Below are 25,843 nucleotides of genomic sequence, written 5' to 3' on the forward strand. Positions count from 1 at the left end.
CCGCAGCCCATGGCCACACGCACCAAGACGCCCGCTCCCGCACGCCGGATGGCACGCGCCGCCGCTCCCGCCCAGGACGCGACCGCACCGGCGCAGCAGCCCGACCGCGTCGACCGCATCCTCGCGCAGTGGGCGCGCGAGCGGCCGGACCTGGACGCCTCGCCGATGGGCGTGATCGGCCGCCTGCGGCGGCTCGACCGCCATGTCGGCCGCGCCGTCGAGGCCGCGCTGGCCACGGCCGGCCTGAACGGCTGGGAGTTCGACGTGCTGGCCACGCTGCGCCGCAGCGGCGCCCCGCACGCGCTGTCGCCCGGCGCGCTGCTGGATTCGCTGATGATCACATCGGGCACCATGACCAACCGGCTCGATCACCTGGAGCGCGCCGGCCTGGTGCGCCGCAGCCCCAATCCGGAAGATCGCCGCGGCCTGCTGATCGAACTGACGCCCGCTGGCCTTGAGCGCGTGGATCGCGCGCTCGATGTCCACCTCGAAAATGAGCACCGCCTGTTGTCCGGGCTCAATTCGGCCGAGCGCGACCAGCTCGCCGGCCTGCTGCGGCGCCTGCTACTGTCGTTCGAGCCGCCGGCCTGAGCGGCGGCGCCCCTGTTTTGCTCATTACAACCCCGATTACAACCACGATCCGTCAACGGAGACTCCGCATGCACCTCTCGTTTTCCCCTCGACACGCTCGTCCGCTGACACTGCTGGCCGCCTGCGCCGCGCTGTGCGCCGGCCTGGCCGCGCCGGCCCTAGCCGCGCCGATGGAGCCCGCCTGGAAGCTGTCCCAGCAGGAAAAGCCGGCCCTGATCGACACCATGAAGGACCTGGTGTCGATCGAATCCGGCAGCAAGGACCTCGAGGGCCTGGACCGCATCGCCACGCTGATCCGCGACCGCCTCGCCGCGCTCGGCGGTGACGCCCGGCTGGTGGAGCCGAGCGAGGTCTACCGGATGGAAGACACGCCCGAGAAGGTCGGCAAGGCAGTGCTGGCGCAGTTCCACGGCAAGGGCAAGCGCAAGATCATGCTGATCGCCCACATGGACACGGTCTACCTGCGCGGCATGCTGGCGCAGCAGCCGTTCCGCGTCGAGGGCGACCGCGCCTACGGCCTGGGCATCGCCGATGACAAGAACGGCGTGGCCGTGATCCTGCACACGCTGGCCATCCTGAAGAAGATGAACTTCCAGGACTACGGCACGCTGACGGTGCTGATCAACGGCGACGAGGAAATCAGCTCGCCGGGCGCGCGCGCCATGCTGAGCCGGCTCGGCGCCGAACAGGATGCGGTGTTCTCCTGCGAGGCCACGCGCGTCAACGGTGACCGCCTCTCGCTGGCCACCAGCGGCATCGGCGCCGCGCTGCTCAAGGTGCACGGCAAGGCCTCGCATGCCGGCGGCGCGCCGGAACAGGGGCGCAACGCCCTCTACGAGCTGTCGCACCAGATCCTGCAGATGCGTGACCTGTCCGACCCGGCCACCGGCCTGAAGGTGAACTGGACCGTCGCTTCGGCCGGGACCAACCGCAATGTGATCCCCGCCATCGCCAGCGCGCAGGCGGACGTCCGCGTGCTGCGCACGGCCGACTACGATGCGCTGGAGCGCACGCTGCAGGAGCGCGTGAAGAAGCAGCTGATCCCGGATACCAAGGTCGAGGTCAAGTTCGAGCGCCGCCGCCCGCCGCTGGAGGCCACGCAGGCCTCGCGCGCGCTGGCCGCGCACGCGCAGGGCGTCTATGCCGAGATCGGCGAGAAGCTGGCGGTGTTCGACACCGCCGAAGGCGGCGGCACCGACGCGGCCTTCGCCGCCGCGGCCACCAAGGCGCCGGTGATCGAACGCTTCGGCCTGCGCGGCTTCGGCGCGCACTCGAACGACGCCGAGTACGTCGACCTGAATTCGGTGGCGCCGCGCCTCTACCTGCTGACGCGCATGATCATGGACGTGTCGCAGGACAAGGCCGCTCGCTGAAAGCGCGGTACGAGCTGCCCCTGCCGGGGCGGCCCGAGGAAAAAAAACGGGAGCCTGTGCTCCCGTTTTTCATTGCCGGCTCAGGCTCAGGCCGGCTTCCTGTGCCGCAGGTCCGGCAGGAATACCGCCAGCAACCCCAGCAGCGGCAGGAAGGCGCACAGCTGGTAGACCGACTCGATGCCGTGCGCGTCCGCCAGCCTGCCCAGCACGGCGGCACCGATGCCGCCCATGCCGAAGGCGAAGCCGAAGAACAGGCCGGACACCATGCCCACCTTGCCTGGGATCAGCTCCTGCGCGAACACCAGGATGGCCGAGAAGGCCGAGGCCAGGATGAAGCCGATGATGAAGGACAGCACACCCGTCCAGAACAGGTTGGCGTGCGGCAGCATCAGCGTGAACGGCGCCACGCCCAGGATGGAGGCCCAGATCACACGCTTGCGGCCGATGCGGTCGCCGATCGGCCCGCCCAGGATGGTGCCCGCGGCCACCGCGAACAGGAACACGAACAGGTAGATCTGCGCGCTCTCGCGGGCCAGCCCGAACTTCTCCATCAGGTAGAAGGTGTAGTAGGTGTTCAGGCTCGCCATGTAGAAGTACTTGGAGAAGATCAGCGCCATCAGCACGACCATGGCCCGCACCACGGTGGCGGTGGGCAGCGGCTTGAGCGCGCCGGCGCCCGCCTTGCGCTTGCGCGCGCCGTGCTCCAGCTGCCGCGCATACCAGCCGCCGATCTGCCACAGCACGAAGATGGCCAGCAGCGCCGCCAGCGAGAACCATGCCACGCTCGACTGGCGATGCACGATCCCCGCCGCCAGCAGCGGGCCCATCGCGCTGCCGCCGTTGCCACCCACCTGGAAGATCGACTGCGCCAGGCCGTGCTGGCCGCCCGAGGCCATGCGCGCCACGCGCGAGGATTCCGGGTGGAAGATCGACGAGCCGGTACCCACCAGCGCGGCCGCCACCAGCAGCACGCCGTAGGTGGGCGCCACCGACAGCAGCAGCAGGCCGCACAGCGTGAAGCCCATGCCGACGGCCAGTGAACGCGGCTTGGGATGGCGGTCGGTGTAGAGGCCCACCACCGGCTGCAGCAGCGAGGCGGTGATCTGGTAGGTCAGCGTCAGCAGGCCGATCTGCGCGAAGCTCAGGTTGAAGCCCCCCTTCAACATGGGATAGATCGCCAGGATCAGCGACTGGATCATGTCGTTGAGGAAGTGGGCGAAGCTGATCGCCGACAAGACGCGGAAGCCGGTTCTCTCGGTATCGGCGGGGCGCTCGGCCGGCATGGCCGACTGGGCGGTGCCGGCCGGTGCGGATTGGGCAGGAGTGGACATTGGGGCGCTTGATTGTGTGGCAACTTGGGAATCGTCTGGCAATCCTAATTGCCGCCCCCGCGCCTGTCCTGCGAGAATAGGGCCGGAACCTTGGAGAAAAGGACATGTCGCGCACCGCCCGTCCACGCCGCACCGCGCTACCCGCCCCCGACCCCGCCTCGCTGGAACGCGCCGACACCTTCGCCGAATCTCCCGCCTACCTGCGCTACGACCGCAGCCCGATGCCGGTGACAGCGATGGCGGCCGACTATGTGCCCGGCCACATCACCAAGCCCCACCAGCATCCTCATGCCCAGCTCATCCACGCGGTGCATGGCGTGATGGTGGTGTCCACCGGCGAAGGCCAGTGGATCGTGCCTCCCACGCGCGGCATGTGGATGCCGGGGGGCACCGTGCACTGGATCCGCATGGTCGGCCGCGTGCAGATGCGCACCGCCTATATCCGCCCCGATGCCGCGGCCGGGCTGCCGCAAAGCTGTACCGTGCTCGGCATCTCACCGCTGCTGCGCGAACTGATCCTCGCGGCCATCGACATCCCGCCCCTCTACGCGCCCGATTCGCGCAATGGCCGGCTGATGCGACTGTTGCTCGACGAGGTGATGCTGGTCCCGACGCTGCCGCTGCACCTGCCCCGCCCCACCGACGCCGGACTGCGCCGGATCTGCCAGGCGCTTACCGAGTCTCCCGATACGGCGCTGACGCTGGCGCAATGGGGTGAGCTGCTTGGCGTGGATCCCAAGACCATCCAGCGCCGCTTTGCGCGCGAGACCGGGATGACCTTCGGGCAGTGGCGGCAGCAGGCGCGGCTATTGGCTGCGTTGGAGCGGCTGGCCGCCGGGGCTAAGGTGGTGGATGTGGCGCTGGATCTTGGGTATGAGAGTCCTAGTGCGTTTTCTACGATGTTCAGGAGGCAGTTTGGGGTGCCGCCTAGTGGGTTTTTTCGGTGATCGTTGCTTGTTGGTTGTTGCTGCGTTTGCGCGTTGAGGCTTGCGGCGTTGGTTGTTTGGGCCAAAGGCCTGTTTCGACTCCCCTGCGGGGAGCCGACCTACTTTCTTGTCTTGCCAAGAAAGTAGGCAAAGAAGGCGCGCCGGATGCGGCTTAACACCCCCTCGCGGGCTGGCTGAAAGAGCGGCCGGGCCCCAACTCACATCGCCTTACGGCGATGCTCAGACAGGGGGCCCTCTTTTCCGCTCTTTCAGCCAGCCCGCGAGGCGCCGCATACGGCAGGGTAAGGACGCCACGCCTCGCTTCGCATCGGGTGGCGGGTGAACCGGCAGCGAAGCTGCCGGTTCACCGAAGACTTCGCAATTCCGACGGAATGGGCAGTACCGATGGCACCCGCGTCCCGACGGTTTGGCCGTTCCCTCCCGTTGTGCGGCGCCTCGCGATTTGCCGTGGCCGCCGATGAAGCCCGTCCGCTGTTTGAGCGGCCGCAGGACGCGAGTTCGGACGGGCGCGGCGGACACGCCAAAATCGCGAGGGGCTTTCGCCGCACCCGGGTCGCCTTTCTTTGCCTACTTTCTTTGGCGAGACAAAGAAAGTAGGTCTGTGGTGGTCAAGTAATCTTGGACACTTTTTCAGGCAGCCCTTCGTTTGAAAGCCTCGTACTCGGCCGGCGGCATGTTCATCGCCGCCGAGTGCAATCGCTGCTGGTTGTAGAAGAACAGCACGTAGTCCGTGATGTCCGCCTGGGCCTGAGCATGGTCGCGGTAGGCCCGGTCCCGTATGCGTTCGCCCTTCAGTGAGCAGAAAAACCGCTCCACCACTGCGTTGACGCTCCTATGTCAAGTGGCGCAGGCTGAATCGGCTAGGTCGGCCAGAATGAGCGGGTACAGCTCCCTGACGATATAGCGTTTCAGACAGCGATGAATTTCCTTGTTCGACATGCCTTCCTTGGTCCGCCGCTCGACGTACGCCCGTGTTCGTGGATCGCTGCGCATGCGTACCATGGCAATGGTCCATAAGGCGTTGTTTGCAGCGCGGTCGCCACCACGATTCAGGCGATGCCGGACCGTTTTTCCAGAGGATGCCTGCAATGGGCTCGTGCCGCAAAGCGCCGCGAGCGCTGCCTCGCTTTTCAGGCGTTCGGGATTGTCGCCCGCAACGGCAACAAGTACTGCCGCCGTTTGAGGTCCAACGCCGAATCGGTCACGAAGCCGCCTGGCATGCTGGAGGGTTAGGCGTTCGAGCATGGTATCAAGCGTCTTGAGCTCTTCCACCAGCGCGAGATAGCGCTTTGCCAGCAAGCGCAGCGTGGTCGCCAGCGTTTGCAACATCGGTGTGTCGCCCAACGAGCGTAGCCGTGCACAGCTCGCAACGCATTCCGCCGTCTTCGTCTTCAGAAGACGTTCTCGGATGTCCTGCGGCGCGCTCACGAGCAATGCCCGCAACTGATTGATTGCCTGCGTCTTGGCTTTGACGGCGCTGCGACGAGCAACAGAGACCGCTCGCATCGCTTCGGCTGCTCCGGACTGCTCTTTGGGAATCGCCGATGCTTTCCCGGCGAGGACCGCTCGCGCGGCATTTTCCGCGTCGGTGGGATCAGACTTCCCGCGAGATCGGCGCGCCGCCCGGTCAGGACGATTGACTTCCAGTACCTCGATCTCATGATCGCGTAGCACGCGGGCCAGGCCAGCCCCATAGGTGCCGGTCCCTTCGACTCCAGCGCGGCACAAGCGTCCGAACGAGCTCGCCCAGGTGAGAAGATTGAGATAGCCATTGGTGTCGGCCGATACCGACTGCGTGCCGAGGAGCTTGCCCGTGCCGCTGATCACCGCCCCAACATGCTTATCCAAATGCGTGTCGACACCCAGAATCACTTCGTCTTGTTCCATGCGTGTTTTCCGTTGTAGTGGGCACATCGCCAACCCCACTCGCAGGACAGGACACTCACGGTGCAGGACAAGGCTCCTATCAGGTCACAAACGTTGGGCCCGGCAATGCTCGGGGAACGCCGGAACCCGATCGACAGGTCAACGCCAAGGCAGTTCGGCCAATCCCAGCACGGGTCAGATCGGTCCGACGTTCGAAGCGTATTTTGGATTGAGTATCCCAGCAGTTGCCGGCTCGGCTCATGCTGGGGGTAATGCCCTCGTCGTGCAGCATCGCCTGGAATGCGAGACTGGAGTACTGACTGCCCTGATCCGAGTGGAACATGAGCCCTTTGTCGGGGCGTCGGCTCTCCAGCGCCAGCCTCAGCGCCCGACTCACCAGGCGCGTGTCAGCCGAAGACGAAAAGGCCCAGCCCACCACGCGCCGTGAGTACAGGTCAATCACAACGGCAAGGTAGAGCCAGCCTTGCTGGGTCCAGATAAATGTCACATCCCCAGCCCAGACCCGATTGGGCCGAGCCACCTCGAACTGGCGATTGAGCCGGTTTGGCGCGATGGCCGACGATGTGCCGCCCTTGCTGTAGTAATGCCGGCGCCGAGCGCGTACGACGACCTCGGCTTCCTTCATCAGCCCGCGCGCCCGGTGCCGGCCGATGTCGTGGCCGCGTCGCCGCAGCTCCTGCGCCATCCGACGACTACCGTAGCTTTGCCCGCTGGCTTGATGGATCACCCTGACCTCGTGCACCAGCGCCTGACGCTGGGCACGCGGTCGATCCCTTCTGGCCTTCCACGCGTAGTAGCTGCTACGCGGCATTCCCAGCAGCGTGCACATCACTGCGACCGGCCACGCCTTCTCCATCAGCCAAATCACTTCGTATGGCGATCGAGTTCCTTGACGAAGAAGGCCGTGGACTTTTTTAGGATGTCACGCTCCCGCTCCAACTGCGCCACCTGCTGCTCCAACTCCCGGATGCGGCGCTGCTCCGGGGTCAGATCACTCGTGACCGGGCTCTGCGCCGGTTTGGCCTTGGCTTGCCGCTGGCCCAGCCAGCGGCGCAGTGCCGTCTCGCCAATGCCCAGCGCCTGCGCGGCCTTACTGACGCTGTAGCCCTGCTCCAAGACCAGATTGACCGCATCTGACTTGAACTCGTCCGAGAAATCTTTACGTCCCATTTACACCTCACTGGTTGACCGAAAGTCTACCTTTTGAGGTGTCCAAGATCATTGGACCACTACAGTCGGCTCCCCGCAGGGGAGTCGAAACAGGCCTTTGCCCCAAACAACCAACGCCGCAAGCATCAGCAAGCCAACACCCGCTCATCCAACAGCAGGCCGCTGGCCAGAACAACCAACACCGCCCACACCAGCACCCTGCCGCCCGATGAGGACAAGACGCCGCGATAGCTATTCCCTCTCCAAATACCTCTCCACCAACCTCGCCCAGTACGCCGCCCCCACTGTCAACAACTCATCATTGAAGTCATAACCAGCGTTATGCAGCAAAGGCTTCCCAACACCGTTGCCCAACCGCACGAAGCAACCAGGCCGCTGCTGCAGGAAGTAAGCAAAGTCCTCACTGCCGGCGATCCGCGCACAGGGCGCAACCACCTTGTCGGCGCCGACCAGTTCCTCCGCCACCTGCCGCGCGAACTCAGTCTCCCGCTCGCTGTTGACCAGCACCGGGTAGCCACGCTGGTAGTCGATCTCGGCCGTGGCGCCATAGCCTTCAACGTGGGCGCTGACCAGCTGGCGGATGCGCGCTTCCAGCGCCGCGCGCACTTCGGGGGAGAAGGAACGCACGCTCAGTTCCATGCGCGCGCTGTCCGGGATGACGTTGGGCGCGTGGCCTGCATGCAGCGTGCCGATGGTGACGACCGCGGTTTCGTTGGGATCGATGTTGCGGGCCACCACGGACTGCAACGCCATCACCAGGCTGCCGGCCACCAGGATGGGGTCGACCGACTGGTGCGGGCGCGCCGCGTGGCCGCCCTTGCCGCGAATGGTGATGGCCACGGTGTCGCAGGCCGCCATCAGCGGACCGGCGCGGAACAGGAAGGTGCCGGTTTCCACACCGGGGTGGTTGTGCAGGCCGAAGATGGCGTCGCAGGGGAAGCGTTCGAACAGGCCGTCGGCCAGCATCCGCTCGGCGCCGCCGCCGGCGCCGATTTCCTCGGCGGGCTGGAAGATCAGGTGGACGGTGCCGTCGAAGTTGCGCGTGCGCGCCAGCTGGCGCGCCGCGCCCAGCAGGATGGCCGTGTGCCCATCATGGCCGCAGGCATGCATGCGGCCCTCGTGAATGCTGGCATAGGGCAGGCCGGTGCGTTCGTGGATTGGTAGCGCGTCCATGTCGGCGCGCACGCCGACGCTGCGCCTGCCCTGCCCGCAGCGCAGGGTGCCCACCACGCCGGTGCCGCCCACGTCCCGCGTCACCTGGTAGCCCCAGGCCTCCAGCCGGGCGGCCACCAGTTTGGCAGTATGGACCTCGTCGAAGGCCAGTTCCGGATGCTGGTGGATGCAGTGGCGGATGGCGAGCAATTCCTCGCGGCTGTCCAACGTGTCGGCCAGCCCGCTGTAGCGCCGGCGGCGCGACAGGGCCTGCTGCAAGGGGGGGCCGTCAATGGAATCGGCGGTCGCGGAAGGCGGGGTGTCGAGAAGGGTCTCGAGCTCTGGGGCGTGTTCCGACATGGCGGTGCTCATTCCGGCAAGACATGTCAGCACAGTATTTCACGGTGAAAACCCCAGGGGAATGGCGCGGCCGCATTTCCGCGGCCCTGGGGCGTTTTCGATGCCGCAACTGTTGCTGCCGCGGCACGCTTTGTGTGCAAACTTTGCAGCTTGTATGAAAAGGTTTCGTGCGGGAACCCTTCGGGCGGCTGCGCAGAGCGGCCTCGCTTGCGCGGCACGCGCCCCGCGCCTCGTGCGCGGGGCGGCCATGCAAGCCTCAGCGTTCGCCGTAGGCGACCACCTTCTGCTGCTGCTCGCCCAGGCCGTCGATGCCCAGGCGCATGGTGTCGCCGGCCTTGAGGAAGCGCGGCGGCTTGAAGCCCATGCCCACGCCCGGCGGGGTGCCGGTGCAGATCAGGTCGCCGGGGTGCAGCGTCATGAAGCGGCTGACGTAGCTGACCAGCGTGGCCACGTCGAACACCATGGTGGCGGTGCTGCCCTTCTGCACGCGCTCGCCGTTGACCTCCAGCCACAGGCCGAGCGCCTGCGGGTCGGCCACCTCGTCGCGCGTGACCAGCCAGGGGCCGACCGGGCAGAAGGTGTCGCAGCCCTTGCCCTTGTCCCAGGTGCCGCCGCGCTCGATCTGGAACTCGCGTTCGGAGACGTCATTGACCACGCAGTAGCCGGCCACGTGCTCCAGCGCCGACTCACGCGCCACATTACGCGCGACGGTGCCGATCACCACGCCCAGTTCCACTTCCCAGTCGGTCTTGTGCGAGCCGAAGGGCAGCATCACGGCATCGTCGGGACCGTTCAGCGAGCTGTTGGCCTTCAGGAAGACGATGGGTTCCGCCGGCAGCGGCATGCCCGCCTCGGCAGCATGGTCGGCATAGTTCAGGCCTATCGCGACGATCTTGCCGATGCCGCTCCAGGGCACGCCGAAGCGCGCGCCCTCCAGCACGGGCAGCGAGGCCGCGTCCACCTGCGCCAGCCGTGCCAGCGCCGCGGGCGAGAGGTCGGCGGCGCCGATGTCGGCGACCACGCCGGACAGGTCGCGCACGCGCCCCTCATGATCGATCAGGCCCGGGCGCTCGGCGCCGGGCTGGCCCACTCTTACTAGTCTCATCGTCTTCCTTTGTTGTCAGTGGCGAGCCGGCGGGCGGGCTCGGACAAGCTCCGCTCGACCACGCTCAGGACTTCTCTTGCAGTGTTCTCGGAATGGCTGCGCAGTACCTGCGCCAGCCGCGGACGGCCGGGCTCGCGCAGCGCGGCCATGATGGCTTCATGTTCTTCATGCGACTCCTGCCAGCGCAAGGTGTCGGCGTTGGCCGCGCCACGTGCGCGGTGCACCTTGCTCATCAGCGCGGCGTAGATACCGGCCAGCACCGGATTGGCGGCGCCGTCGATGATCAGCTGGTGGATTTCCTGGTTGATGCGGAAGTACTCGGTGCGCCGCCCCGCGGCGTGCGCATCGATCATGGCCAGATGCCGCCGCTCCAGCCGCGCCAGGGTGGCCTCGGACAGGCGCGCGGCCGCCAGCTCGCCGGCCAGCGCCTCCAGGCCGTGCAGCGTCTCGAAAGTGGCGCGCAGTTCGTCCAGGTCGAGCGGCGCCACGCGGTAACCGATGTACTGCCGGTGCAGCACCAGGCCCTCCGACACCAGCACCTTGAGCGCCTCGCGCAAGGGCGTCTTGGAGACATCGAACAGTTCGCTGAAGGCGCGCTCGTCGATGCGGGCGCCGGGCGGCAGTTCGCCCTCCTCGATCATGCTCCGCAGCCGGGCAGCGATCTCGGCCGACATGCCGAGCGTGCGCAGGCGGGGGGTGGAGGCAAGCGTTTGTGTCACAGACATCACCAAAAGGGGGAAATGCACCACCGCAAGGCTATCACACACCAAAATTGTGCGCTTTCATCATAATAAAATCAGTGACTTACACAAGTTGTAATTACAGATTACGTATCCTATACTCCGGCCTGTTGCGCGACACACCACACATAACGACCCACTTCCACCCAGGAAAAAGGAGACAGACGTCATGCAAACCACCAGCCGGGCCGGCGCGCTAGCGGAGACCAGGAGCTCCGTGCGCTGGAAGATCTTCCTGATGATGCTGTTCCTCATCGCGATCAACTACATCGACCGGGCCTCGCTCTCGGTGGCCATGCCGCTGATCGCCAAGGAGTTCGACCTGAGCCCGACCATGCAGGGGCTGATCCTCAGTTCCTTCTTCTGGACCTACGCGTTTATGCAGGTGCCCGGCGGCATGCTCGCCGACAAGTACAAGCCGCGCATCGTGATCGCCACCGCCACCGTGTTCTGGGGCGCCTTCCAGGCCCTGGCCGCGGTCTGCACCAATGCCACTTCGCTGCTGCTGACCCGCCTGGGCCTGGGCGCGGCGGAAGCACCCATCTATCCGGCCGGCGGCAAGCTCAACGCCATCTGGATGACCCAGAACGAGCGCGGCCGCGGTGCCACCCTGCTCGACGGCGGCGCGCCGCTGGGCGCGGCGCTGGGTGCCATCATCATCACCTGGCTGATCACCGCGCTGGGCTCGTGGCGCCTGTCCTTCGTGGTGGCCGGCGTCGGTACGGTGCTGGCCGGCGCGTTTGCCTGGTACTACATCCGCAACTCGCCGCGCGAGCACAAGGGCGTCAACGACATCGAGGCGCAGTACATCGAAGAGGCGCAGGCCAGCGAGCACCGCGCCGAGCCGGCCAACCTGTCGGGCCGCTCGCTCGACTTCTTCAAGTACCGTTCGGTGTGGTGCATGGCGCTCGGCTGGATGTGCTTCAACACCGTGTTCTACGGCCTGCTGACCTGGATGCCGAACTACCTGAACAAGGTGCACGGCTTCGATATCAAGGCCATGGGCGGTGCCAGCTTCATCATCTTCTTCTCCGGCTTCGTCGGTGAACTGATCGGCGGCTGGATCGCCGACAAGTGGAAGGCCGCCGGCGGCTCGCCCAACCGCGTGATGCGCACCCTGTTCGGCATCGCCGCGGTGGTGGCCACGGTGTCGATCTTCTCGGTGGCCTACGTCAAGGACGACGTGCTGGTGGTCGCCCTGCTGTCCTCCACGCTGTTCTTCCTGCGCTGGTGCGGCCTGTTCTGGTGTATCCCGTCCATCCTGGGCACCCGCAACAAGGTGGGCGTCCTCGGCGGCCTGATGAACCTGGGCGGCAATATCGGCGGCATCTCGGTGCCCATCATCGTGGGCATGATCGTGCAGTACACCGGCTCCTACTTCCTCGCGCTGATGTTCTTCGCGGCTGCCGGCGTGGGCCTGCTGCTCACCTCGACCGCGATCGACTACGAAAAGAAGCTGCCCGTCTGAGGCGGCGCCAGCAACGACAAGCGACAAGCGCAGCGGCGCGGCGACCCATGCCGCGCCGCCATGCGCCAACTCCTGAGAGCAAACCCATGAGCAAACCCATCCGCCTCGGCATGCTGACGCCGTCCTCCAACACCGCGCTGGAACCGATTACCAGCGCCATGGTGAGCGGCCTGCCCGGTGTCAGCGCGCACTTCTCGCGCTTCACCGTCACCGAGATCTCGCTGCGCGACCAGGCCCTGGGCCAGTTCGACCTCGACAAGATCCTCGGCGCGGCACGGCTGCTGGCCGACGCCAGAGTCGACGTGATCGGCTGGAACGGCACCTCCTCCGGCTGGCTCGGCTTCGAGCGCGATGAGGCGCTGTGCCGCCAGATCACCGAGGCCACCGGCATCCCCGCCACCACCTCGGTGCTGGCGCTCAACGAGATCCTGGAAAAGACCGGCGCGCGCCGCTTCGGCCTGGCCACGCCCTACCTCGGCGACGTGCAGCAGCGCATCGTCGACAACTACGCCAGGAGCGGCTTCGACTGCGTGGCCGAGCGCCATCTCGACCTGCACGTGAACTACAGCTTCGCCGAGGTGGAAGAGGCCACTATCGCGCGCATGGTGCGCGAAGTGGCGCAAGCGCGCCCGCAGGCCATCACCACCTTCTGCACCAACCTGCGCGCCGCCCACCTGGCCGAAGCGCTCGAGGCCGAGACCGGCATCCCGCTGTACGACACCATCTCCACCGTGGTGTGGAAGTCGCTGCGCCTGGCCGGCGTGGACACGCGCGCGCTCACCGGCTGGGGCCGGCTCTTCCGCGAAGTGGAATAAGGAAAGCCGACCATGTCCGCCACCGACACCCTGGATCTCGTCATCCGCAACGCCGACGTGGTGACCGCGTCGGACCGCTTCCAGTGCGACATCGGCGTGCGCGACGGCCGCATCGCCGTGCTCGGCCACGGGCTGCCGCGCGGCACGCGCGAAGTGGACGCCAGCGGCCTGCTCGCGCTGCCCGGCGGCGTCGACGGCCACTGTCACCTCGACCAGCCCATGCCCGACGGCCTGCGCATGGCCGACGACTTCTTCACCGGCACGCGCGCCGCCGTATGCGGCGGCACCACCACCGTGATCCCCTTCGCCGCGCAGGAGAAAGGCGGTTCGCTCACGGCGGCGGTGGCCGACTACCACCGGCGCGCCGAAGGCCGCGCCGTGGCCGACTACGGCTTCCACCTGATCGTGGCCGACCCCACCCCCACGGTGCTGCGCGAGGAGCTTCCGGCACTGATCCGCCAGGGCTACACCTCGTTCAAGGTCTACATGACCTACGACGACCTCAAGCTCTCCGACCGGGAGATGCTGTCCGTGCTGGAAGTGGCCAAGGAGAACGGCGCGCTGGTGATGGTGCACGCGGAGAACTCCGACTGCATCTCCTGGCTCACGGAAAAGCTGATCGGCGAAGGCCGCATCGCCCCGCGCTTCCACGGCCTGGCCCGGCCGGCCGCGGTGGAGCGCGAGGCCACGCACCGCGCCATCACCTTCGCCGAGCTGGTCGACGTGCCCATCCTGATCGTGCACGTCTCCGGCAAGGAGGCCATCGAGCAGATCCGCTGGGCCCAGGGCCGTGGCCTGTCCATCCTGGCCGAGACCTGCCCGCAGTACCTGTACCTGACCGCCGATGACATGGGCCTGCCCGGCGACCACGGCTACGAAGGCGCCAAGTGCGTCTGCAGCCCGCCGCCGCGCGACCTCGAGAACCAGGCCGCGGTCTGGCGCGCGCTGGCCGGCGGTGTGTTCAGCGTGTTCTCCTCCGACCACGCGCCCTTCAACTACGACGACCCGGCCGGCAAGCAGCCCGGCGGCGAGCGCCCGTCCTTCGAACACATCCCCAACGGCGTGCCCGGCATCGAGACGCGGCTGCCGCTGCTGTTCGACGGCGTGTCGCGCGGCAAGCTGTCGCTGCACCAGTTTGTCGAGCTGACTGCCTACCGGCCGGCACGGCTTTATGGCCTCTATCCGCGCAAGGGCACCATTGCGGTGGGCGCCGATGCGGACATCGCGCTGTGGGACCCTGCGCGCAAGGTGCGCATCGCCAATGCGGATCTGCATCATGCGGTGGATTACACGCCGTATGAGGGGATTGAGGTGACTGGGTGGCCGGTGCACTGTTTCTCTCGGGGCGAGATGCTGGTGGAGGATGGGCGGTATCTGGAGCCCGTGCCCGGGCGGGGGCGTTTCTTGCCGGCGGGGGCGCCGGTGATGGATTGAGGCTGACTGGCTTGGCTGGGCTGTCGATGGTCTTAGGTCTCGGCAATTTCCAGCCATGTCGGACTGCGGGGCAACGGCCTGTTTCGACTCCGGTGACTCGGTGCGCGGCGCCTGGATTCAGACGGTGTCGGTCTGCGAGGCAAAGGCCTGTTTCGACTCCGATGACTCGGTGCGCGGCGCTTAGATTCGAGCGGTGTCGGTTTGCGTGACAACGGCCTGTTTCGACTCCCCTGCGGGGAGCCGACCTACTTTCTTGTCTTGCCAAGAAAGTAGGCAAAGAAGGCGCGCCGGGTGCGGCTCAAAGACCCCTCGCGGGCTGGGGCAAAGAGCGGCCGGGCCCCAACTCGGATCGCCTTAAGGCGATCCTCAGACAGGGGGCCCTCTTTTCCGCTCTTTGCCCCAGCCCGCGAGGCGCCGCACACGGCAGTGAACAGACGCCACGCCTCGCTTCGCTTCGGGTGGTAGGTGTTCGGCCAGCGAGCTGGCCGAACACAAGGGCTCAGCAGAGCAAGCGATTTCGCATGTGCGAGTCCGACCGCATACCGATGGTTTGGCCTTTCCCTCCCGTGTGCGGCGCCTCGCGAATTTGCCCCGGCCGCCGATGAAGCCCGTCCGCTGTCTGAGCGGCCGCAGGCCGCGAGTTCGGACGGGCGCGGCGGCCGGGGCAAATTCGCGAGGGGCTTTCGCCGCACCCGGGTCGCCTTTCTTTGCTTACTTTCTTTGGCGAGACAAAGAAAGTGAGTCGGCTCCCCGCAGGGGAGTCGAAACAGGCTGTTGTCCCAAACAACCAGCACCGCAAGCATCAGCAAGCCAACGCCCGATCATCCAACAGCAGGCCGTCGGCCCAATCAACCAACGCCACCAGCAAACACACAAAACACACAAGGAGACCCAACCATGCAACTCCTCATCATCAACCCCAACACCTCCCAATCCGTCACCGACCTAATCGAAGCCGAAGCCAAACGCACCGCCTCCCCCAACACACAACTCACAATGGCCACCGCCCCCTTCGGCGTCGCCTACATCGAAACCCGCTTCGAAGCCCTGGTTGGCGGCTACGCCACCGCCTGCGCCGCCGCCGAGCACGCGGGCAAGTTCGACGGCCTGGTCGTCGCGGCCTTCGGAGACCCCGGCCTGGCCGGCCTCAAGGAGCTGTTCGACGTACCGGTGGTCGGCATGACCGAGGCCGCACTGGCCAGCGCCTCCCTGCTCGGGCAGCGCTTCTCGATCATCGCCATCTCGCACCGCATCGAAGCCTGGTACCGCGAATGCGTCGCCGCCAACGGCCTGTCGTCGCGACTGGCCAGCGTGCGTTCGCTGCAGGAGCCGCTGCGCGACATCGGCAGCGTGCAGCAGGACCATGCCGCGCGGTTGGAGCAGCTGAGCCTGCAGGCGGTGCGCGAGGATGGCGCCGACGTCATCATCGTGGCCGGCGCGCCGCTGGCGGGGCTGGCGCGCGAGCTCAAGGACCGCATCCCGGTGCCCGTGGTGGACGGCGTGTCGAGCGCGGTGCGGCACTGCGAATCGCTGGTCGCGCTGGCGCCGCGGGGCGCGCGCGAGGGCAGCTTCGCGCGGCCGCCGCGCAAGCCCAATGCCGGACTGCCGCCGGCGCTGGCGCAACTGCTTGCCTGAGAACGCGCGATTGCCGCCGCGCTGGCGCAACGCCAGCGCGGCGGCTAGCCCGGCTGCGCGATCTGCCCGGCCAGGTATGACACCACCACGGCAATGCGCCGCAGGTGGCGCGATTCGGGATGGGTCAGCAGCCACAGGTCCGTGTCGCACGCCTCGATCGGCGGCGTCAGCGCAACCAGGTGCGGGCTGCGCGCGGCGATGGCCAGGGAGATGACGCCCGCGCCCAGGCCCGCCGCCACCGCCTCCGCCACGCTGCCGATGCTGTTGACCCCATACTGCGGCACCACGCGCGGCAGGAACTTGCGGCGCCAGCGCACGGACGGATGCTCGGGCAGCGCCTCGTCGGGGCCGATCCAGGGCAGGGCCGACAGCGCGGCGGCATCCCAGCCGGGCGCGGCCGCCGCGCCGTCCTGCTGCGCCGGCAATGGGGCGACGCGCGCGGCCAGCTCACGCGTGGCGAACACGGCCACGCGCAAGGGGCCCAGCCGCTTGCCGATCAGGTGGGGCGGCGGCTGGCGCGTGGCGCGCACGGCGATGTCGGCGTCGCGCCGGCTCAGGCTGGCCAGCTCGTTGGTGGCGGTCAGCTCGAAGCGCAGGCCCGGGTGCTCGCGGGCGAGCGCCGGCAGCACAGGCAGCACCAGCGCGTGCAGCACCGTGTCGGTGGTAGTCAGGCGCACCAGCCCGGACACGGCACCGGCGCTGCCGGCGGCGTGGCCGCGCGCGGCCTCCAGTTCGGCCTCGATGCGCTCGGCGTGCTGGGCGAACTGCTGCGCCAGTTCGGTCGCCAGGTAGCCCGCGCGGCTGCGCTCGAACAGGCGCCGCCCTAGCCCCTTCTCCACCCGCTGCAGCGCGCGGAACACGGTCGAGGCGTCGACGCCGAGGCGCCGCCCCGCTTCGGCCAGCGTGCCGCCACGCGTCAGTGCCAGCACCACATCGAGATCGGCCGAGGCGAGTTGGTATTGCGATTGTGCAGTCATGATTTGCATGGGCGCGCATTGCGATTGCGCTCACGCAATCCTAGACTGGCCCGGCCGCTGCCACAAGACGAGGCGGCCTTCTCAAGATTCCCAAGGTTCTCAAGGAAACCAAACATGAAGCTCTACTACGCACCCGGCGCCTGCTCGCTCGCCACGCATATCGCCCTGCGCGAGGCCGGCCTGCCCTTCACCCTGGCGCGCGTGGACCTGGCCACGCACAAGCTGGCCGAGGCCGAGGATGGCAACGACGATTTCTACGCCATCAGCCCGCGCGGCTACGTGCCGCTGCTGCAGCTCGACAACGGCTCGCGCCACACGGAGGGCGTGGCCCTGCTGGAATACATCGCGGATCGGGTGCCCGAGCGCGCTCTGCTGCCGGCCGCAGGCACGCGTGAGCGCATCGAAGCGGTGGGCTGGCTGGCGCTGGTCGCCACCGAGCTGCACAAGGTCTTCAGCCCCTGGCTGTGGCACAAGGAAACCGACGCCAGCACGCGCGAGGCCTGCAAGGCCAAGCTGGCGCAGCGCTTCGCCGAGCTCGATGCGCATCTCGCACGGCGCGAATACCTGATGGGCGACACCTTCACCGTGGCCGATGCCTACTGCTTCACCGTGGTCAACTGGGCCAATTTCCTGGGCATCGCGCTGGGCGCCTACCCGGCCTTGCAGGCCTACCTGGCGCGCGTGGCGGCGCGTCCCAAGGTGCGCGAAGCCCTGGTGGCCGAGGGACTGGCGCGCGACTGAGGTGCCGGACTGAGGCGTCAGGCCGAGGCGCCAGACTGAGGCGCCATTGCGGCCCGGCCCGCTCCGGGCGCCCTCGCGGCTCCCTCAGCGCGCGCCCGGGCCGCGCGGCAGGCGATAGTGGTCCGGCTTGAGCAGGTCGAGCCCGCATTCGAGCGTGGCCACCCAGTCGATGAAGCGCGCCACCATCGCCTTGCCGCGGAACGACGGGCCGTGCTGCGGCACAATCCATTCGATGTCCAGCTCGCGCACCATATCGGCCCACAGCCGGCAGGCGCGGTTGCCACTCATATAGCGCTGGTGAAAGGGCAGCATCGCGCCGACGTGGGCGTCGAAATCGGTGACCACCGTGCCCGCCTCGGCGGCGCTGGTCATGGCGGCGCCCAGGTCGCCCGAGAACAGGATCTTGCTGAGCGGGTCGTAGAACTGGAAGTTGCCCTCGGAGTGCAGGAAGTGGGCGGGCACCGCCATCAGCGTGCTGCGGCCCAGCGGGATGCACATGCCGCTGTCGGGAATGGTGACGATGCGGCCCGCCGTCTTGCCCGCCTGGCAGAAATGCGGCAGGAAACGCGCCCACACGCGCGAGATCAGCACCTTGCTGTCCGACGCCGTCAACCAGCGGCCCACCGAGGCCACGATGTCGGGGTCGGCATGCGAGGCGAGCACGTAGTCGAGCTGCTTGGGCGGGAAATAGCGGCTGATGGCGAGGTACAGCTCGCCGTAGGTCATGTTGCCGCCAGGGTCGATCAAGGCGCCGTGGCCATCGTCGACCACCAGGAACTGGTTGGTCTGCACGACCTCCCCGTGCTCCTCCTCGACCAGGTCGGCGAACATCAGGCAGGTGTGCCCGTCCGCCTCATACAGCGTGATTGCCATCGTCTCGCTTCCTCGCGCACGCGCCGGATGATCAAGGGATGGCGCCGACGCGGGCGGCCGATGGCGCGCAAGCGTCGAAAATAATCAGACGCGTGCCGCGGCGGTTTGACGCAGGTCAAGAAGTGGCAGGAAAGGCGCCGAGCGGGCGCCATTGCCGCTGCCCGGGCACGGGGCCGTGCCGGGCCGCGGCGCGACCAGGCTCAGCGCGCGCTGTCGAGCAGTTGCTCGATCTTGCCGACGAACTGCTTGTCGTCAGGCTTGGTCAGGCTGTTGAAGCTGGCTACCACCTGGCCGTTGCGGTCGATCAGGTACTTGTAGAAGTTCCACTTCGGCGTGGTGCCCGTCTGCTTGGCCAGCAAGGCATACATCGGATTGATCTCGCTGCCGCGCACATGGGTCTTGCCCAGCATCGGGAACTTGACGCCGTAGGTGTTGTAGCAGAAATCGGCGATCTCCTTGGCCGAGCCCGGCTCCTGCGCAAAGTCGTTCGACGGGAAGCCCAGCACCACCAGGCCACGGTCGCGGTACTTGCTGTACAGCGCTTCCAGCCCTTCGTACTGGGGCGTGAAGCCGCAATAGCTGGCGGTGTTGACCACCAGCACGACCTTGCCTGCGTACTGGCAGAGGTCCTGCTGCGCGTCATCCTGCAAGCGGGGGAAGCGGAAATCCAGCGAGGCCGGGCAGGCGCCGGGGCGGGCAGCGGCGGCGGCCGGCGCTGGCGTGGACATGTCGGCCGCCGCGGCCGGCGGCGGCAGCGCGGCGGCGGCCAGCGCCAGCAGGGCGGCGCCGAGCAGGGCAAGCCCGCGGGTGCTGGCCATGTCGTGGCGTGCAAGCAAGGGCGCAGTCGGGGAAGCGGTCATGGCGAAAGGCTCCGGAAGTCTGTTCGCCTGTAGTGTATGCCGCCCGGCGCGCGGACTGGGCGCGGGCAGAGTAAGGAACCCGCCTGGCGGCGCGCGGGGCGAACCACCGAGGCGGCGTCCGCCTCACTCCATGGCCAAGGCGGCGGCGTGCTCGGACACGCTGCCGCGCAGCTCCAGGTCCGGGCCGCGGCGCACGATCAGCAAGGCAAGCAATGCGGCCGCCGCGCCCACCGCGAAGATCATGTGAAAGCCCGAAGATACGCCGGCCGCCAGCACCTCGCGCACGGCCGGCCGCAACTGGGCCAGCGCCTCGCTGCCGTGGCGCAGCGCGCCCAGGTCGAGCGACTGCGCCAGCCCGGCCGAGGCCTGGGCGCGGCGGAACTCCAGCGTCAGCAGCGTGCCGGCGAGCGCGCCGCCGAAGGCGCTGCCCAGCGAGCGCACCACCAGCAGCGCGCCAGTGCCGGCACCCATGTCGCGGCGCTCCAGCGCGTTCTGCACGCTCATCAGCGTGCCCACCATCGCCACCCCCAGGCCGATGCCGGCCAGCGCCATGGCCAGCAGCACCACGGCGAGCGGCGCCGTGGGCGGTAGCGCGGCCAGCGCAGCCAGCCCCGCCACCGCTGCGGTCAGGCCGGCAATCAGCAGGCCGCGCAGGCGGCCCAGCCGCGGCGCCAGCCTGGCCACGATGAAATTGCCCGCCACCGTCGCCAGCAGGAAGGGCACCACCAGCAGGCCCGAATACGAGGCATCGGCACCGCGCACGAGCTGGAACTGCAGCGGCAGCGCGAAGATGCACAGGAAGATATCGAGCGCGGCGAGCGCCGAAGCCGCCACGCCCAGCACGTAGGCACGGTTGGCGAACAGCCGCGGTGGCAGCATCGGGTCGGCGGCGCGGCGCTCCTGCCAGGCCAGCGCTGCCACTGCCACCACCGTGGCCAGGGCGAGCGCGCCCATCTGCGGCGACAGCCAGTCGAATACCTCGCCGCCCCAGCTCATCGCCAGCAGAAAGGTAACGATGGCCACGGTCAACAACAGGGCGCCCAGCCAGTCGATGCGCGGCCGGCCCGTGGTGCGCGCCAGCGCCAGGCGCGCCAGGCCGCGATGGCACATGGCCATGGCCAGCAGGCCCAGCGGCACATTGATCCAGAACAGCCAGCGCCAGGACAGGTGGTCGGACACCCAGCCGCCCACCAGCGGGCCCGCGATCGATGCCACCGCCCACACGGTGGCCAGGTAACCCTGGTAGCGACCGCGCTGGCGCGGCGCCACCACGTCGGCGATGGCCGCCTGCGCCAGCGACATCAACCCGCCGCCGCCCAGGCCCTGCAGCGCGCGGAACAGGATCAGCTGCCCCAGCGACTGAGCCATCGCGCAGGCCACGGAGGCCAGCATGAACAGCGCGATGGCCGCCAGCAGCAGGCGGCGGCGCCCGAAATGGTCGGACAGCTTGCCATACAGCGGCGTGGTCACCGTCGACACGATCAGGTAGGCGGTGACGATCCAGGAGAGGTGGCCGAAACCGTTCAGGTCCGCGGCAATGGCCGGAACCGCCGGGATCACCACGGTCTGGTCCAGTGCGGCCAGGAGGATGCACAGCACGATGCCGCCGATCACGCGCATGACGGCCTGATGGTCGTGCGCGGGCGCCGCGGCGGATTCAGCGGGATTGGCTAGGGAAGACGTGGAGGAGGACATCGGGAACTGCAGGCAAGGTGCAGCCAGTGGCTGCGAACTACGGCGAATGGGTGGCGAACGGGTGGACTAGCGCGAAGTTATTCGTATGCGAGCCCGTACCAACCGGCTCGCAGCCACCCTTATTCAGCGAACGCATAATTATATTCGGTTGCCGAGTGTCGCGCCGTGGCCAGACGATGCGGGAGATCGGGGACCGGAAGTCTTCCGGATGGGCGAGCAGTGCTGCAAGAACGATGACTGCCGTCATCGTGCTGCGATCTTCGCGCAAGGCGGCGCATCAGGGCATGGGCGCGGGCGGGCCGCAGTCGGGCAAAACGCTCACAGCGACTGTCGGCGTTTCCCAACAGCCCACCGCGTGCGTCGCCACCTTGGCCCCGCGCAGAACGGAGAAGGCCGGGGCGCCCTGCCCCGGCCCCGCGCCTGGATGGCGGGTGCGGCGCCTAGTAACGCGCGCCGCTGATGTAGTGCTCCAGTTGCTCGATGATGAAACGCTGTTCCGAGATGATGTCCTTGACCAGGTCGCCGATCGACACCATACCGAGCAGTTCGTCACCCTCCATGACCGGCAGGTGCCGCATGCGGTGCTTGGTCATCAAGGCCATGCACTCGTCGGTGGTCTGGTCGGCGCGCACGTAGATCACCGCGCTGGTCATGATCTCGCGCACCAGCGTCTCGCGGGAGGTCCGCTGCATCAGGATCACCTTGCGCGCGTAGTCGCGCTCGCTCAGGATGCCGACGATCTTGCCATGCTCCATCACCAGCAGCGCGCCGATGCTCTTCTCGGCCATCAGTTGCAGCGCCGCGTACACCGTGGCACCGGGCTGGATGCTGTAGATCGCCTGGCTGCCTTTCGATTCCAGAACCTGTCGTGCGGTTTTCATCACCGACTCCTTGTTGCGGACAGAGAGTAGTGCAACACGGCCCGGCCTGGGCCGGGACGCGGACGGGGCGCTCCTCCCGATGCGCCGCCGCCTCGTCCATCCAGATTAGCAAAGGATGGCGCGCGCTTATAGGGTGACTTCCACGATTCTTCGGGAAAGTCCGCAGGACCGAAGCGGTGGCACGCGCGCGGCGCGGGCTGGCGATGGAATTGTCCTGCCCCAAGCCTGGGGCAGGGGCTATAACGGTAAAACAACCGCCCAGCCAAGAGGAGACGCCCCATGGCCAGCGAATCCATTGCGGGCAAGCCCGCCGATGATGTGGCAACGCCATCGGCATCCGATGCCGGGCAGGCCACGCTCGCCAATATTGTGAGAGTGTGCGAGAACGGACCGCTGGTCGTGCGCGCGCCGGTGCTGATCGACGGCAGGCCCGCGGGCCTGCGCGTGAGTTTGTGCCGCTGCGGCGGTTCGCATCGCAAACCGTTGTGCGACGGCAGCCATGCCGAGAACGGTTTCCACGCGCCCGGCGAAATACCCGCCGGCGCCTGCGCGGCGCTCGTGCAATCCGGCGGGCCGCTTGAGGTCCACCCGATCCCGAACGGGCCGCTGCACGTCAAGGGCAACCTGGAAGTGGTGAGCGAAAGCGGCGCGCTGATCGACCGCATGACCGAAGCCTGGCTCTGCCGCTGCGGCCACTCGGGCAACAAGCCCTTCTGCGACGGCACGCACAAGCGCATCGGCTTTCGCAGCTGACGACACCCGCGGCGCGCTGGCGACGCCCGCAATGCAAACGGCCGGCGCTCACGCCGGCCGCATCCCTTACTCGGTCAGCATGCGGACCCTGACCTTGCGCCCCTTGAGCTTGCCCTCGGTGAGCTTGCGCACTGCCTCGCGCCCGATGTCGCGGTCCACCGCCACATAGGTGGACATCTCCATCACATTGATCTTGCCGATCTGCTCCTTGACGAAGCCGGCCTCGCCGGTGAGCGCGCCCAGCACGTCGCCCGGGCGGATCTTTTCCTTGCGCCCGCCAAGGATCTGCAAGGTCACCATCGGCGGCAGCAGGCGCTGCGGGCTGGCCGGCGCCAGGTCGCCCAGCGGATGCCACTGCACCTCCGCGCCCTGCGCCTGCTCGATATTGCCCACGCGGCCCATCTCGTTCATGCTCGCCAGGCTGAAGGCCCAGCCATCCTCGCCGGCGCGGCCGGTGCGCCCGATGCGGTGGACGTGCACCTCGGGATCCGGCGTGACATCGACATTGATCACCGCCTCGAGTTGCGCGATGTCCAGGCCGCGGGCCGCCACATCGGTGGCCACCAGCACCGAGCAGCTTCGATTGGCGAACTGCACCAGCACCTGGTCACGATCACGCTGCTCCAGTTCGCCGTGCAGCGCCAGCGCCTGGAAGCCCTGCGCCTGCAGCAGCTCCACCAGATCGCGGCAGCGCGCCTTGGTGTTGCAGAAGGCCAGCGTGCTCTCCGGGCGGTAATGGTCGAGGAGGCGACCCACCGCGGAGAGGCGCTCGCCCTCCTCCACCTCGTAGAAGCGCTGGCGGATCGTGTCGCCGGCATGCTGCTCCACCAGCTTCACTTCGCGCGGTTCGCGCAGGAATTGCTGGCTCAGCCTGGCAATGCCTTCCGGGTAGGTTGCGGAGAACAGCAGCGTCTGGCGCGCCTTGGGACAGGCGCGCGCCACCATGGCGATATCGTCGAAGAAGCCCATGTCGAGCATGCGGTCCGCCTCGTCGAGCACCAGCGTGTTGAGCCCGCCCAATTCCAGGGTGCCGCGCTGCAGGTGATCCAGGATGCGGCCCGGCGTGCCGACGGCGATATGCGCGCCATGGGCCAGGCTCTCCACCTGCGGGCGCATCGGCGTGCCGCCGCACAGTGTCAGCACCTTCACATTGTCCTCGCCGCGCGCCAGCCGCCGGATCTCTTGCGTCACCTGGTCGGCCAGTTCACGCGTCGGGCACAGCACCAAGGCCTGGGTATCGAAGTTGCGCGCATCGAGCCGGTGCAGCAGCGCCAGCGCGAAGGCGGCGGTCTTGCCGCTGCCGGTCTTGGCCTGCGCGATCAGGTCCTGGCCAGCCAGCGCCAGCGGCAGCGCGGCCGCCTGGATCGGCGTCATGTCCTGGTAGCCGAGCTGCGCGAGCGTCTCCAGCGTGGCGGGCGACAGGGGCAGGCGGGAGAACGGGGTGCCGTTGGACGGCTGGGCGGGGGAAGAAGTCATGCCGGATTATATCCAGCCGCTCCGGCTCAGACGTCACATGGTGCCGCGGCCCAGCTGCGGCACCCTCGCGCGCGCCGGGTCACGAGGCCGGCCAGCCGGATGGCTGCCATCCCAGCCGCTGCAGCAAGGCCTGCGCCGCGGCGGGCGCCCGCTCCTTCGCGCCGTTGATGAAGAAGACGAAGACCTCGCGCTTGCGCGCCGGCGCAGGCTTCGCCTCCACGCGCGGCAGGTCGTCCGGCTCGGCCCCGCCGGCCCACGCGGCCACGCGCTGCGCCCAGGCGTCGAGCGCCTTCGGCGCGTAGCCATCCTTCAGCTTCTCGCTGCTGCCCATCAGCCGCGCGTAGACGAAATCGGCGCTCAGGTCCGCCAGCGAGGGGAACTTCGGCGAATCGGCCAACACCGTCGCCATCTTGTAGCGGCGCGCCAGCGCCAGGTAGTCCGGCGAGGCGAAGCTCTCGTGCCGCACCTCCAGCACATGACGCAGCTTCACACCCTCCACCTCGGCCGGCAGCAGCTCGAGGAAAGCCTCGAAATCCTCCGCCTCGAAACGCTTGGTCGGCGCGAACTGCCACACCACCGGCCCCAGCTTGGCCCCCAGCTCCGCGATACCACTGTCGAGGAAACGCGCCACCGAATCGCCCGCCTCCGCAAGCACGCTGCGGTTGGTGGCGAAGCGCGAGGCCTTCACCGAGAACACAAAGCCATCGGGCGTCTGGTCGCGCCACTTGATGAAGGACGCGCGCTTCTGCGTGCCGTGGTAGGTGCTGTTGATCTCGATCGCGCTCAGGTGGCGGCTGGCGTATTCCAGCTCGCGCGCCTGGGCGAGGCCGGCGGGATAGAAGTTGTCGCGCCAGGGCGCGTATGCCCAGCCGCCGATGCCGACGCGGATGCGGCCTTTCGACTTTGCTGCCGAATTTGCTGCCATAGCGCCCTCCTGCTGGAAGATGGATGGCAGTGTAGCCGGAGTGCTCTTCATGCACCACGGGAAGGTACATGCGATGGGACCGCCCGAGCGCATCGTCGGGCAGCCGCGGGCGTCGGGCTCGGGCAGTTCTTGTCAGTAGTGGCGTAGCTCGCGCGCTCTCGCAGGGCCCATCAACGCCTGAAGCATGGCGGGCGGCACGGCTCGCTCATTCCTGCGCGGCGGGCGGCGGATACTTCCGCGCGTTCTGCTCCATCTTCGCGCGCACCGCCGCATCCAGGTCCACGCCCAGCGCGGTCACCAGCTGCGTCAGGTAGATGGTGATGTCGGCCAGCTCCTGCTCCACGTGTTCGCGCTCGGCCGTGGCCATGACACCGCGCGACTCGTCCTCGGTCTGCCACTGGAAGATCTCGACCAGTTCGGCGACTTCCACGGACAGCGCCATGGCGAGGTTCTTGGGGCTGTGGTACTTGCCCCAGCCGCGCGCCTCGCCGAAGGCGGCGGCGGCTTGCTGGAGGTTGCGGATGTCGATCAGGGGCATGATGGAATGTTGCCGGCAGAACAGTGCATTGGCGCGTATTGAAGCACGGTTGAGACGCTGAATGGAATTCCGGCCTCGATGAATGGGTGAGGGCAGGCGCTCGCCAGCGCGACATC

General features: G+C 67.8%; 24 protein-coding genes and 2 pseudogenes. 10 read left to right on the forward strand and 16 right to left on the reverse strand.

Annotated elements, in window-relative coordinates; all coding sequences use genetic code 11:
- The first annotated feature begins 48 nt into the window (after positions 1-48).
- Both AC1Z3O_RS17670 and AC1Z3O_RS17675 read left to right on the forward strand, forming a co-directional pair.
- Positions 49-591 (forward strand): MarR family winged helix-turn-helix transcriptional regulator, encoded by a 543-nt coding sequence (locus AC1Z3O_RS17670; RefSeq protein ID WP_483517647.1) that lies wholly within the window; start codon positions 49-51, stop codon positions 589-591.
- Between the two features lie 68 nt (positions 592-659).
- Positions 660-1,964, forward strand: coding sequence for a M20/M25/M40 family metallo-hydrolase (locus tag AC1Z3O_RS17675; RefSeq protein WP_483516997.1), 1,305 nt, complete (start codon positions 660-662; stop codon positions 1,962-1,964).
- Between the two features lie 86 nt (positions 1,965-2,050).
- On the opposite strand, the gene AC1Z3O_RS17680 is transcribed toward AC1Z3O_RS17675, so the two are convergent.
- Positions 2,051-3,247 carry an MFS transporter gene (locus tag AC1Z3O_RS17680; RefSeq protein WP_483517648.1) on the reverse strand — a complete coding sequence of 399 codons (1,197 nt, stop codon included), beginning with the start codon at positions 3,245-3,247 and terminating at the stop codon, positions 2,051-2,053.
- Between the two features lie 152 nt (positions 3,248-3,399).
- Between AC1Z3O_RS17680 and AC1Z3O_RS17685 the strand changes: the two genes are divergently transcribed.
- Positions 3,400-4,242, forward strand: a complete 843-nt coding sequence (locus AC1Z3O_RS17685; RefSeq protein ID WP_483516998.1) for an AraC family transcriptional regulator — start codon at positions 3,400-3,402, stop codon at positions 4,240-4,242.
- A 630-nt stretch (positions 4,243-4,872) separates the two neighbouring features.
- Here AC1Z3O_RS17685 and AC1Z3O_RS17690 read toward each other — a convergent pair.
- The 7 genes and pseudogenes from AC1Z3O_RS17690 to AC1Z3O_RS17720 form a co-directional block, all read right to left on the reverse strand.
- A pseudogene (locus AC1Z3O_RS17690) lies at positions 4,873-5,067 on the reverse strand (IS3 family transposase); the annotation flags it as partial.
- 12 nt (positions 5,068-5,079) lie between these two features.
- Positions 5,080-6,129: an IS110 family RNA-guided transposase gene (locus AC1Z3O_RS17695; protein WP_483514960.1), complete on the reverse strand. Its 1,050-nt coding sequence runs from the start codon at positions 6,127-6,129 to the stop codon at positions 5,080-5,082.
- A gap of 79 nt (positions 6,130-6,208) precedes the next feature.
- Entirely contained in the window at positions 6,209-6,985 is a 777-nt protein-coding gene (locus tag AC1Z3O_RS17700) for an IS3 family transposase (RefSeq protein WP_483514962.1), read from the reverse strand.
- Between the two features lie 8 nt (positions 6,986-6,993).
- Positions 6,994-7,299 (reverse strand): transposase, encoded by a 306-nt coding sequence (locus AC1Z3O_RS17705; RefSeq protein ID WP_483516999.1) that lies wholly within the window; start codon positions 7,297-7,299, stop codon positions 6,994-6,996.
- 231 nt (positions 7,300-7,530) lie between these two features.
- Positions 7,531-8,811 (reverse strand): M20 aminoacylase family protein, encoded by a 1,281-nt coding sequence (locus AC1Z3O_RS17710; protein WP_483517000.1) that lies wholly within the window; start codon positions 8,809-8,811, stop codon positions 7,531-7,533.
- A 256-nt stretch (positions 8,812-9,067) separates the two neighbouring features.
- Positions 9,068-9,916, reverse strand: coding sequence for a fumarylacetoacetate hydrolase family protein (locus AC1Z3O_RS17715; RefSeq protein ID WP_483517001.1), 849 nt, complete (start codon positions 9,914-9,916; stop codon positions 9,068-9,070).
- Positions 9,913-10,641, reverse strand: a complete 729-nt coding sequence (locus AC1Z3O_RS17720) for a GntR family transcriptional regulator (protein ID WP_483517002.1) — start codon at positions 10,639-10,641, stop codon at positions 9,913-9,915. The genes AC1Z3O_RS17715 and AC1Z3O_RS17720 overlap by 4 nt, the downstream gene beginning before the upstream one ends.
- Before the next feature lie 184 nt (positions 10,642-10,825).
- Between AC1Z3O_RS17720 and AC1Z3O_RS17725 the strand changes: the two genes are divergently transcribed.
- The 4 genes from AC1Z3O_RS17725 to AC1Z3O_RS17740 all read left to right on the forward strand — a co-directional run bounded on the left by AC1Z3O_RS17725 (position 10,826) and on the right by AC1Z3O_RS17740 (position 16,008).
- Positions 10,826-12,124: an MFS transporter gene (locus AC1Z3O_RS17725; protein WP_483517003.1), complete on the forward strand. Its 1,299-nt coding sequence runs from the start codon at positions 10,826-10,828 to the stop codon at positions 12,122-12,124.
- 86 nt (positions 12,125-12,210) lie between these two features.
- A complete protein-coding gene (locus AC1Z3O_RS17730) occupies positions 12,211-12,939 on the forward strand; it encodes a maleate cis-trans isomerase family protein (RefSeq protein ID WP_483517004.1) in 729 nt (242 codons plus the stop codon).
- A gap of 12 nt (positions 12,940-12,951) precedes the next feature.
- On the forward strand, positions 12,952-14,373 hold the full coding sequence (hydA, locus tag AC1Z3O_RS17735) for a dihydropyrimidinase (RefSeq protein WP_483517005.1): 1,422 nt from the start codon (positions 12,952-12,954) through the stop codon (positions 14,371-14,373).
- A gap of 897 nt (positions 14,374-15,270) precedes the next feature.
- Positions 15,271-16,008, forward strand: a complete 738-nt coding sequence (locus AC1Z3O_RS17740) for an aspartate/glutamate racemase family protein (protein ID WP_483517006.1) — start codon at positions 15,271-15,273, stop codon at positions 16,006-16,008.
- A gap of 44 nt (positions 16,009-16,052) precedes the next feature.
- Here the strand turns inward: AC1Z3O_RS17740 and AC1Z3O_RS17745 are convergent, their stop codons facing one another.
- Positions 16,053-16,985 (reverse strand): LysR family transcriptional regulator, encoded by a 933-nt coding sequence (locus AC1Z3O_RS17745; RefSeq protein WP_483517007.1) that lies wholly within the window; start codon positions 16,983-16,985, stop codon positions 16,053-16,055.
- Positions 16,986-17,099: 114 nt separating this feature from the next.
- Between AC1Z3O_RS17745 and gstA the strand changes: the two genes are divergently transcribed.
- Positions 17,100-17,726: a glutathione transferase GstA gene (gstA, locus tag AC1Z3O_RS17750; protein WP_483517008.1), complete on the forward strand. Its 627-nt coding sequence runs from the start codon at positions 17,100-17,102 to the stop codon at positions 17,724-17,726.
- 84 nt (positions 17,727-17,810) lie between these two features.
- Here gstA and AC1Z3O_RS17755 read toward each other — a convergent pair whose 3' ends face one another.
- The 4 genes from AC1Z3O_RS17755 to AC1Z3O_RS17770 form a co-directional block, all read right to left on the reverse strand.
- Complete coding sequence (locus AC1Z3O_RS17755) at positions 17,811-18,599, reverse strand: oxygen-binding di-iron domain-containing protein (RefSeq protein ID WP_483517009.1); 789 nt, start codon at positions 18,597-18,599, stop codon at positions 17,811-17,813.
- Positions 18,600-18,799: 200 nt separating this feature from the next.
- Positions 18,800-19,417: a glutathione peroxidase gene (locus tag AC1Z3O_RS17760; RefSeq protein ID WP_483517649.1), complete on the reverse strand. Its 618-nt coding sequence runs from the start codon at positions 19,415-19,417 to the stop codon at positions 18,800-18,802.
- A gap of 165 nt (positions 19,418-19,582) precedes the next feature.
- Positions 19,583-21,079 carry an MDR family MFS transporter gene (locus AC1Z3O_RS17765; protein WP_483517650.1) on the reverse strand — a complete coding sequence of 499 codons (1,497 nt, stop codon included), beginning with the start codon at positions 21,077-21,079 and terminating at the stop codon, positions 19,583-19,585.
- A 515-nt stretch (positions 21,080-21,594) separates the two neighbouring features.
- A complete protein-coding gene (locus AC1Z3O_RS17770) occupies positions 21,595-22,035 on the reverse strand; it encodes a CBS domain-containing protein (protein ID WP_483517010.1) in 441 nt (146 codons plus the stop codon).
- 279 nt (positions 22,036-22,314) lie between these two features.
- Here AC1Z3O_RS17770 and AC1Z3O_RS17775 point away from each other — a divergent pair.
- Positions 22,315-22,527 (forward strand): annotated as a pseudogene (locus tag AC1Z3O_RS17775) (CDGSH iron-sulfur domain-containing protein); the annotation flags it as partial.
- 99 nt (positions 22,528-22,626) lie between these two features.
- Positions 22,627-22,788 carry a CDGSH iron-sulfur domain-containing protein gene (locus AC1Z3O_RS17780; protein WP_483517651.1) on the forward strand — a complete coding sequence of 54 codons (162 nt, stop codon included), beginning with the start codon at positions 22,627-22,629 and terminating at the stop codon, positions 22,786-22,788.
- A 66-nt stretch (positions 22,789-22,854) separates the two neighbouring features.
- Here AC1Z3O_RS17780 and dbpA read toward each other — a convergent pair whose 3' ends face one another.
- The 3 genes from dbpA to AC1Z3O_RS17795 all read right to left on the reverse strand — a co-directional run bounded on the left by dbpA (position 22,855) and on the right by AC1Z3O_RS17795 (position 25,727).
- Entirely contained in the window at positions 22,855-24,264 is a 1,410-nt protein-coding gene (gene dbpA / locus AC1Z3O_RS17785) for an ATP-dependent RNA helicase DbpA (protein WP_483517011.1), read from the reverse strand.
- Positions 24,265-24,343: 79 nt separating this feature from the next.
- The gene (locus AC1Z3O_RS17790; protein WP_483517012.1) at positions 24,344-25,189 is read right to left on the reverse strand and encodes a DUF72 domain-containing protein; all 846 of its coding nucleotides are present in this window, start codon (positions 25,187-25,189) and stop codon (positions 24,344-24,346) included.
- A gap of 205 nt (positions 25,190-25,394) precedes the next feature.
- Positions 25,395-25,727, reverse strand: a complete 333-nt coding sequence (locus AC1Z3O_RS17795; protein WP_483517013.1) for a nucleotide pyrophosphohydrolase — start codon at positions 25,725-25,727, stop codon at positions 25,395-25,397.
- Positions 25,728-25,843 lie beyond the last annotated feature (116 nt).

Source organism: Cupriavidus sp. 09_S30 (assembly GCF_056930435.1).

Coding starts and splice junctions, on each gene's coding strand:
- AC1Z3O_RS17670 (WP_483517647.1), top strand. CDS start 49: ATGGCACGCGCCGCCGCTCCCGCCCAGGACGCGACCGCACCGGCGCAG.
- AC1Z3O_RS17675 (WP_483516997.1), top strand. CDS start 660: ATGCACCTCTCGTTTTCCCCTCGACACGCTCGTCCGCTGACACTGCTG.
- AC1Z3O_RS17680 (WP_483517648.1), bottom strand. CDS start 3,247: ATGCCGGCCGAGCGCCCCGCCGATACCGAGAGAACCGGCTTCCGCGTC.
- AC1Z3O_RS17685 (WP_483516998.1), top strand. CDS start 3,400: ATGTCGCGCACCGCCCGTCCACGCCGCACCGCGCTACCCGCCCCCGAC.
- AC1Z3O_RS17695 (WP_483514960.1), bottom strand. CDS start 6,129: ATGGAACAAGACGAAGTGATTCTGGGTGTCGACACGCATTTGGATAAG.
- AC1Z3O_RS17700 (WP_483514962.1), bottom strand. CDS start 6,985: ATGGAGAAGGCGTGGCCGGTCGCAGTGATGTGCACGCTGCTGGGAATG.
- AC1Z3O_RS17705 (WP_483516999.1), bottom strand. CDS start 7,299: ATGGGACGTAAAGATTTCTCGGACGAGTTCAAGTCAGATGCGGTCAAT.
- AC1Z3O_RS17710 (WP_483517000.1), bottom strand. CDS start 8,811: ATGTCGGAACACGCCCCAGAGCTCGAGACCCTTCTCGACACCCCGCCT.
- AC1Z3O_RS17715 (WP_483517001.1), bottom strand. CDS start 9,916: ATGAGACTAGTAAGAGTGGGCCAGCCCGGCGCCGAGCGCCCGGGCCTG.
- AC1Z3O_RS17720 (WP_483517002.1), bottom strand. CDS start 10,641: ATGTCTGTGACACAAACGCTTGCCTCCACCCCCCGCCTGCGCACGCTC.
- AC1Z3O_RS17725 (WP_483517003.1), top strand. CDS start 10,826: ATGCAAACCACCAGCCGGGCCGGCGCGCTAGCGGAGACCAGGAGCTCC.
- AC1Z3O_RS17730 (WP_483517004.1), top strand. CDS start 12,211: ATGAGCAAACCCATCCGCCTCGGCATGCTGACGCCGTCCTCCAACACC.
- hydA (WP_483517005.1), top strand. CDS start 12,952: ATGTCCGCCACCGACACCCTGGATCTCGTCATCCGCAACGCCGACGTG.
- AC1Z3O_RS17740 (WP_483517006.1), top strand. CDS start 15,271: ATGCAACTCCTCATCATCAACCCCAACACCTCCCAATCCGTCACCGAC.
- AC1Z3O_RS17745 (WP_483517007.1), bottom strand. CDS start 16,985: ATGACTGCACAATCGCAATACCAACTCGCCTCGGCCGATCTCGATGTG.
- gstA (WP_483517008.1), top strand. CDS start 17,100: ATGAAGCTCTACTACGCACCCGGCGCCTGCTCGCTCGCCACGCATATC.
- AC1Z3O_RS17755 (WP_483517009.1), bottom strand. CDS start 18,599: ATGGCAATCACGCTGTATGAGGCGGACGGGCACACCTGCCTGATGTTC.
- AC1Z3O_RS17760 (WP_483517649.1), bottom strand. CDS start 19,417: ATGGCCAGCACCCGCGGGCTTGCCCTGCTCGGCGCCGCCCTGCTGGCG.
- AC1Z3O_RS17765 (WP_483517650.1), bottom strand. CDS start 21,079: ATGCGCGTGATCGGCGGCATCGTGCTGTGCATCCTCCTGGCCGCACTG.
- AC1Z3O_RS17770 (WP_483517010.1), bottom strand. CDS start 22,035: ATGAAAACCGCACGACAGGTTCTGGAATCGAAAGGCAGCCAGGCGATC.
- dbpA (WP_483517011.1), bottom strand. CDS start 24,264: ATGACTTCTTCCCCCGCCCAGCCGTCCAACGGCACCCCGTTCTCCCGC.
- AC1Z3O_RS17790 (WP_483517012.1), bottom strand. CDS start 25,189: ATGGCAGCAAATTCGGCAGCAAAGTCGAAAGGCCGCATCCGCGTCGGC.
- AC1Z3O_RS17795 (WP_483517013.1), bottom strand. CDS start 25,727: ATGCCCCTGATCGACATCCGCAACCTCCAGCAAGCCGCCGCCGCCTTC.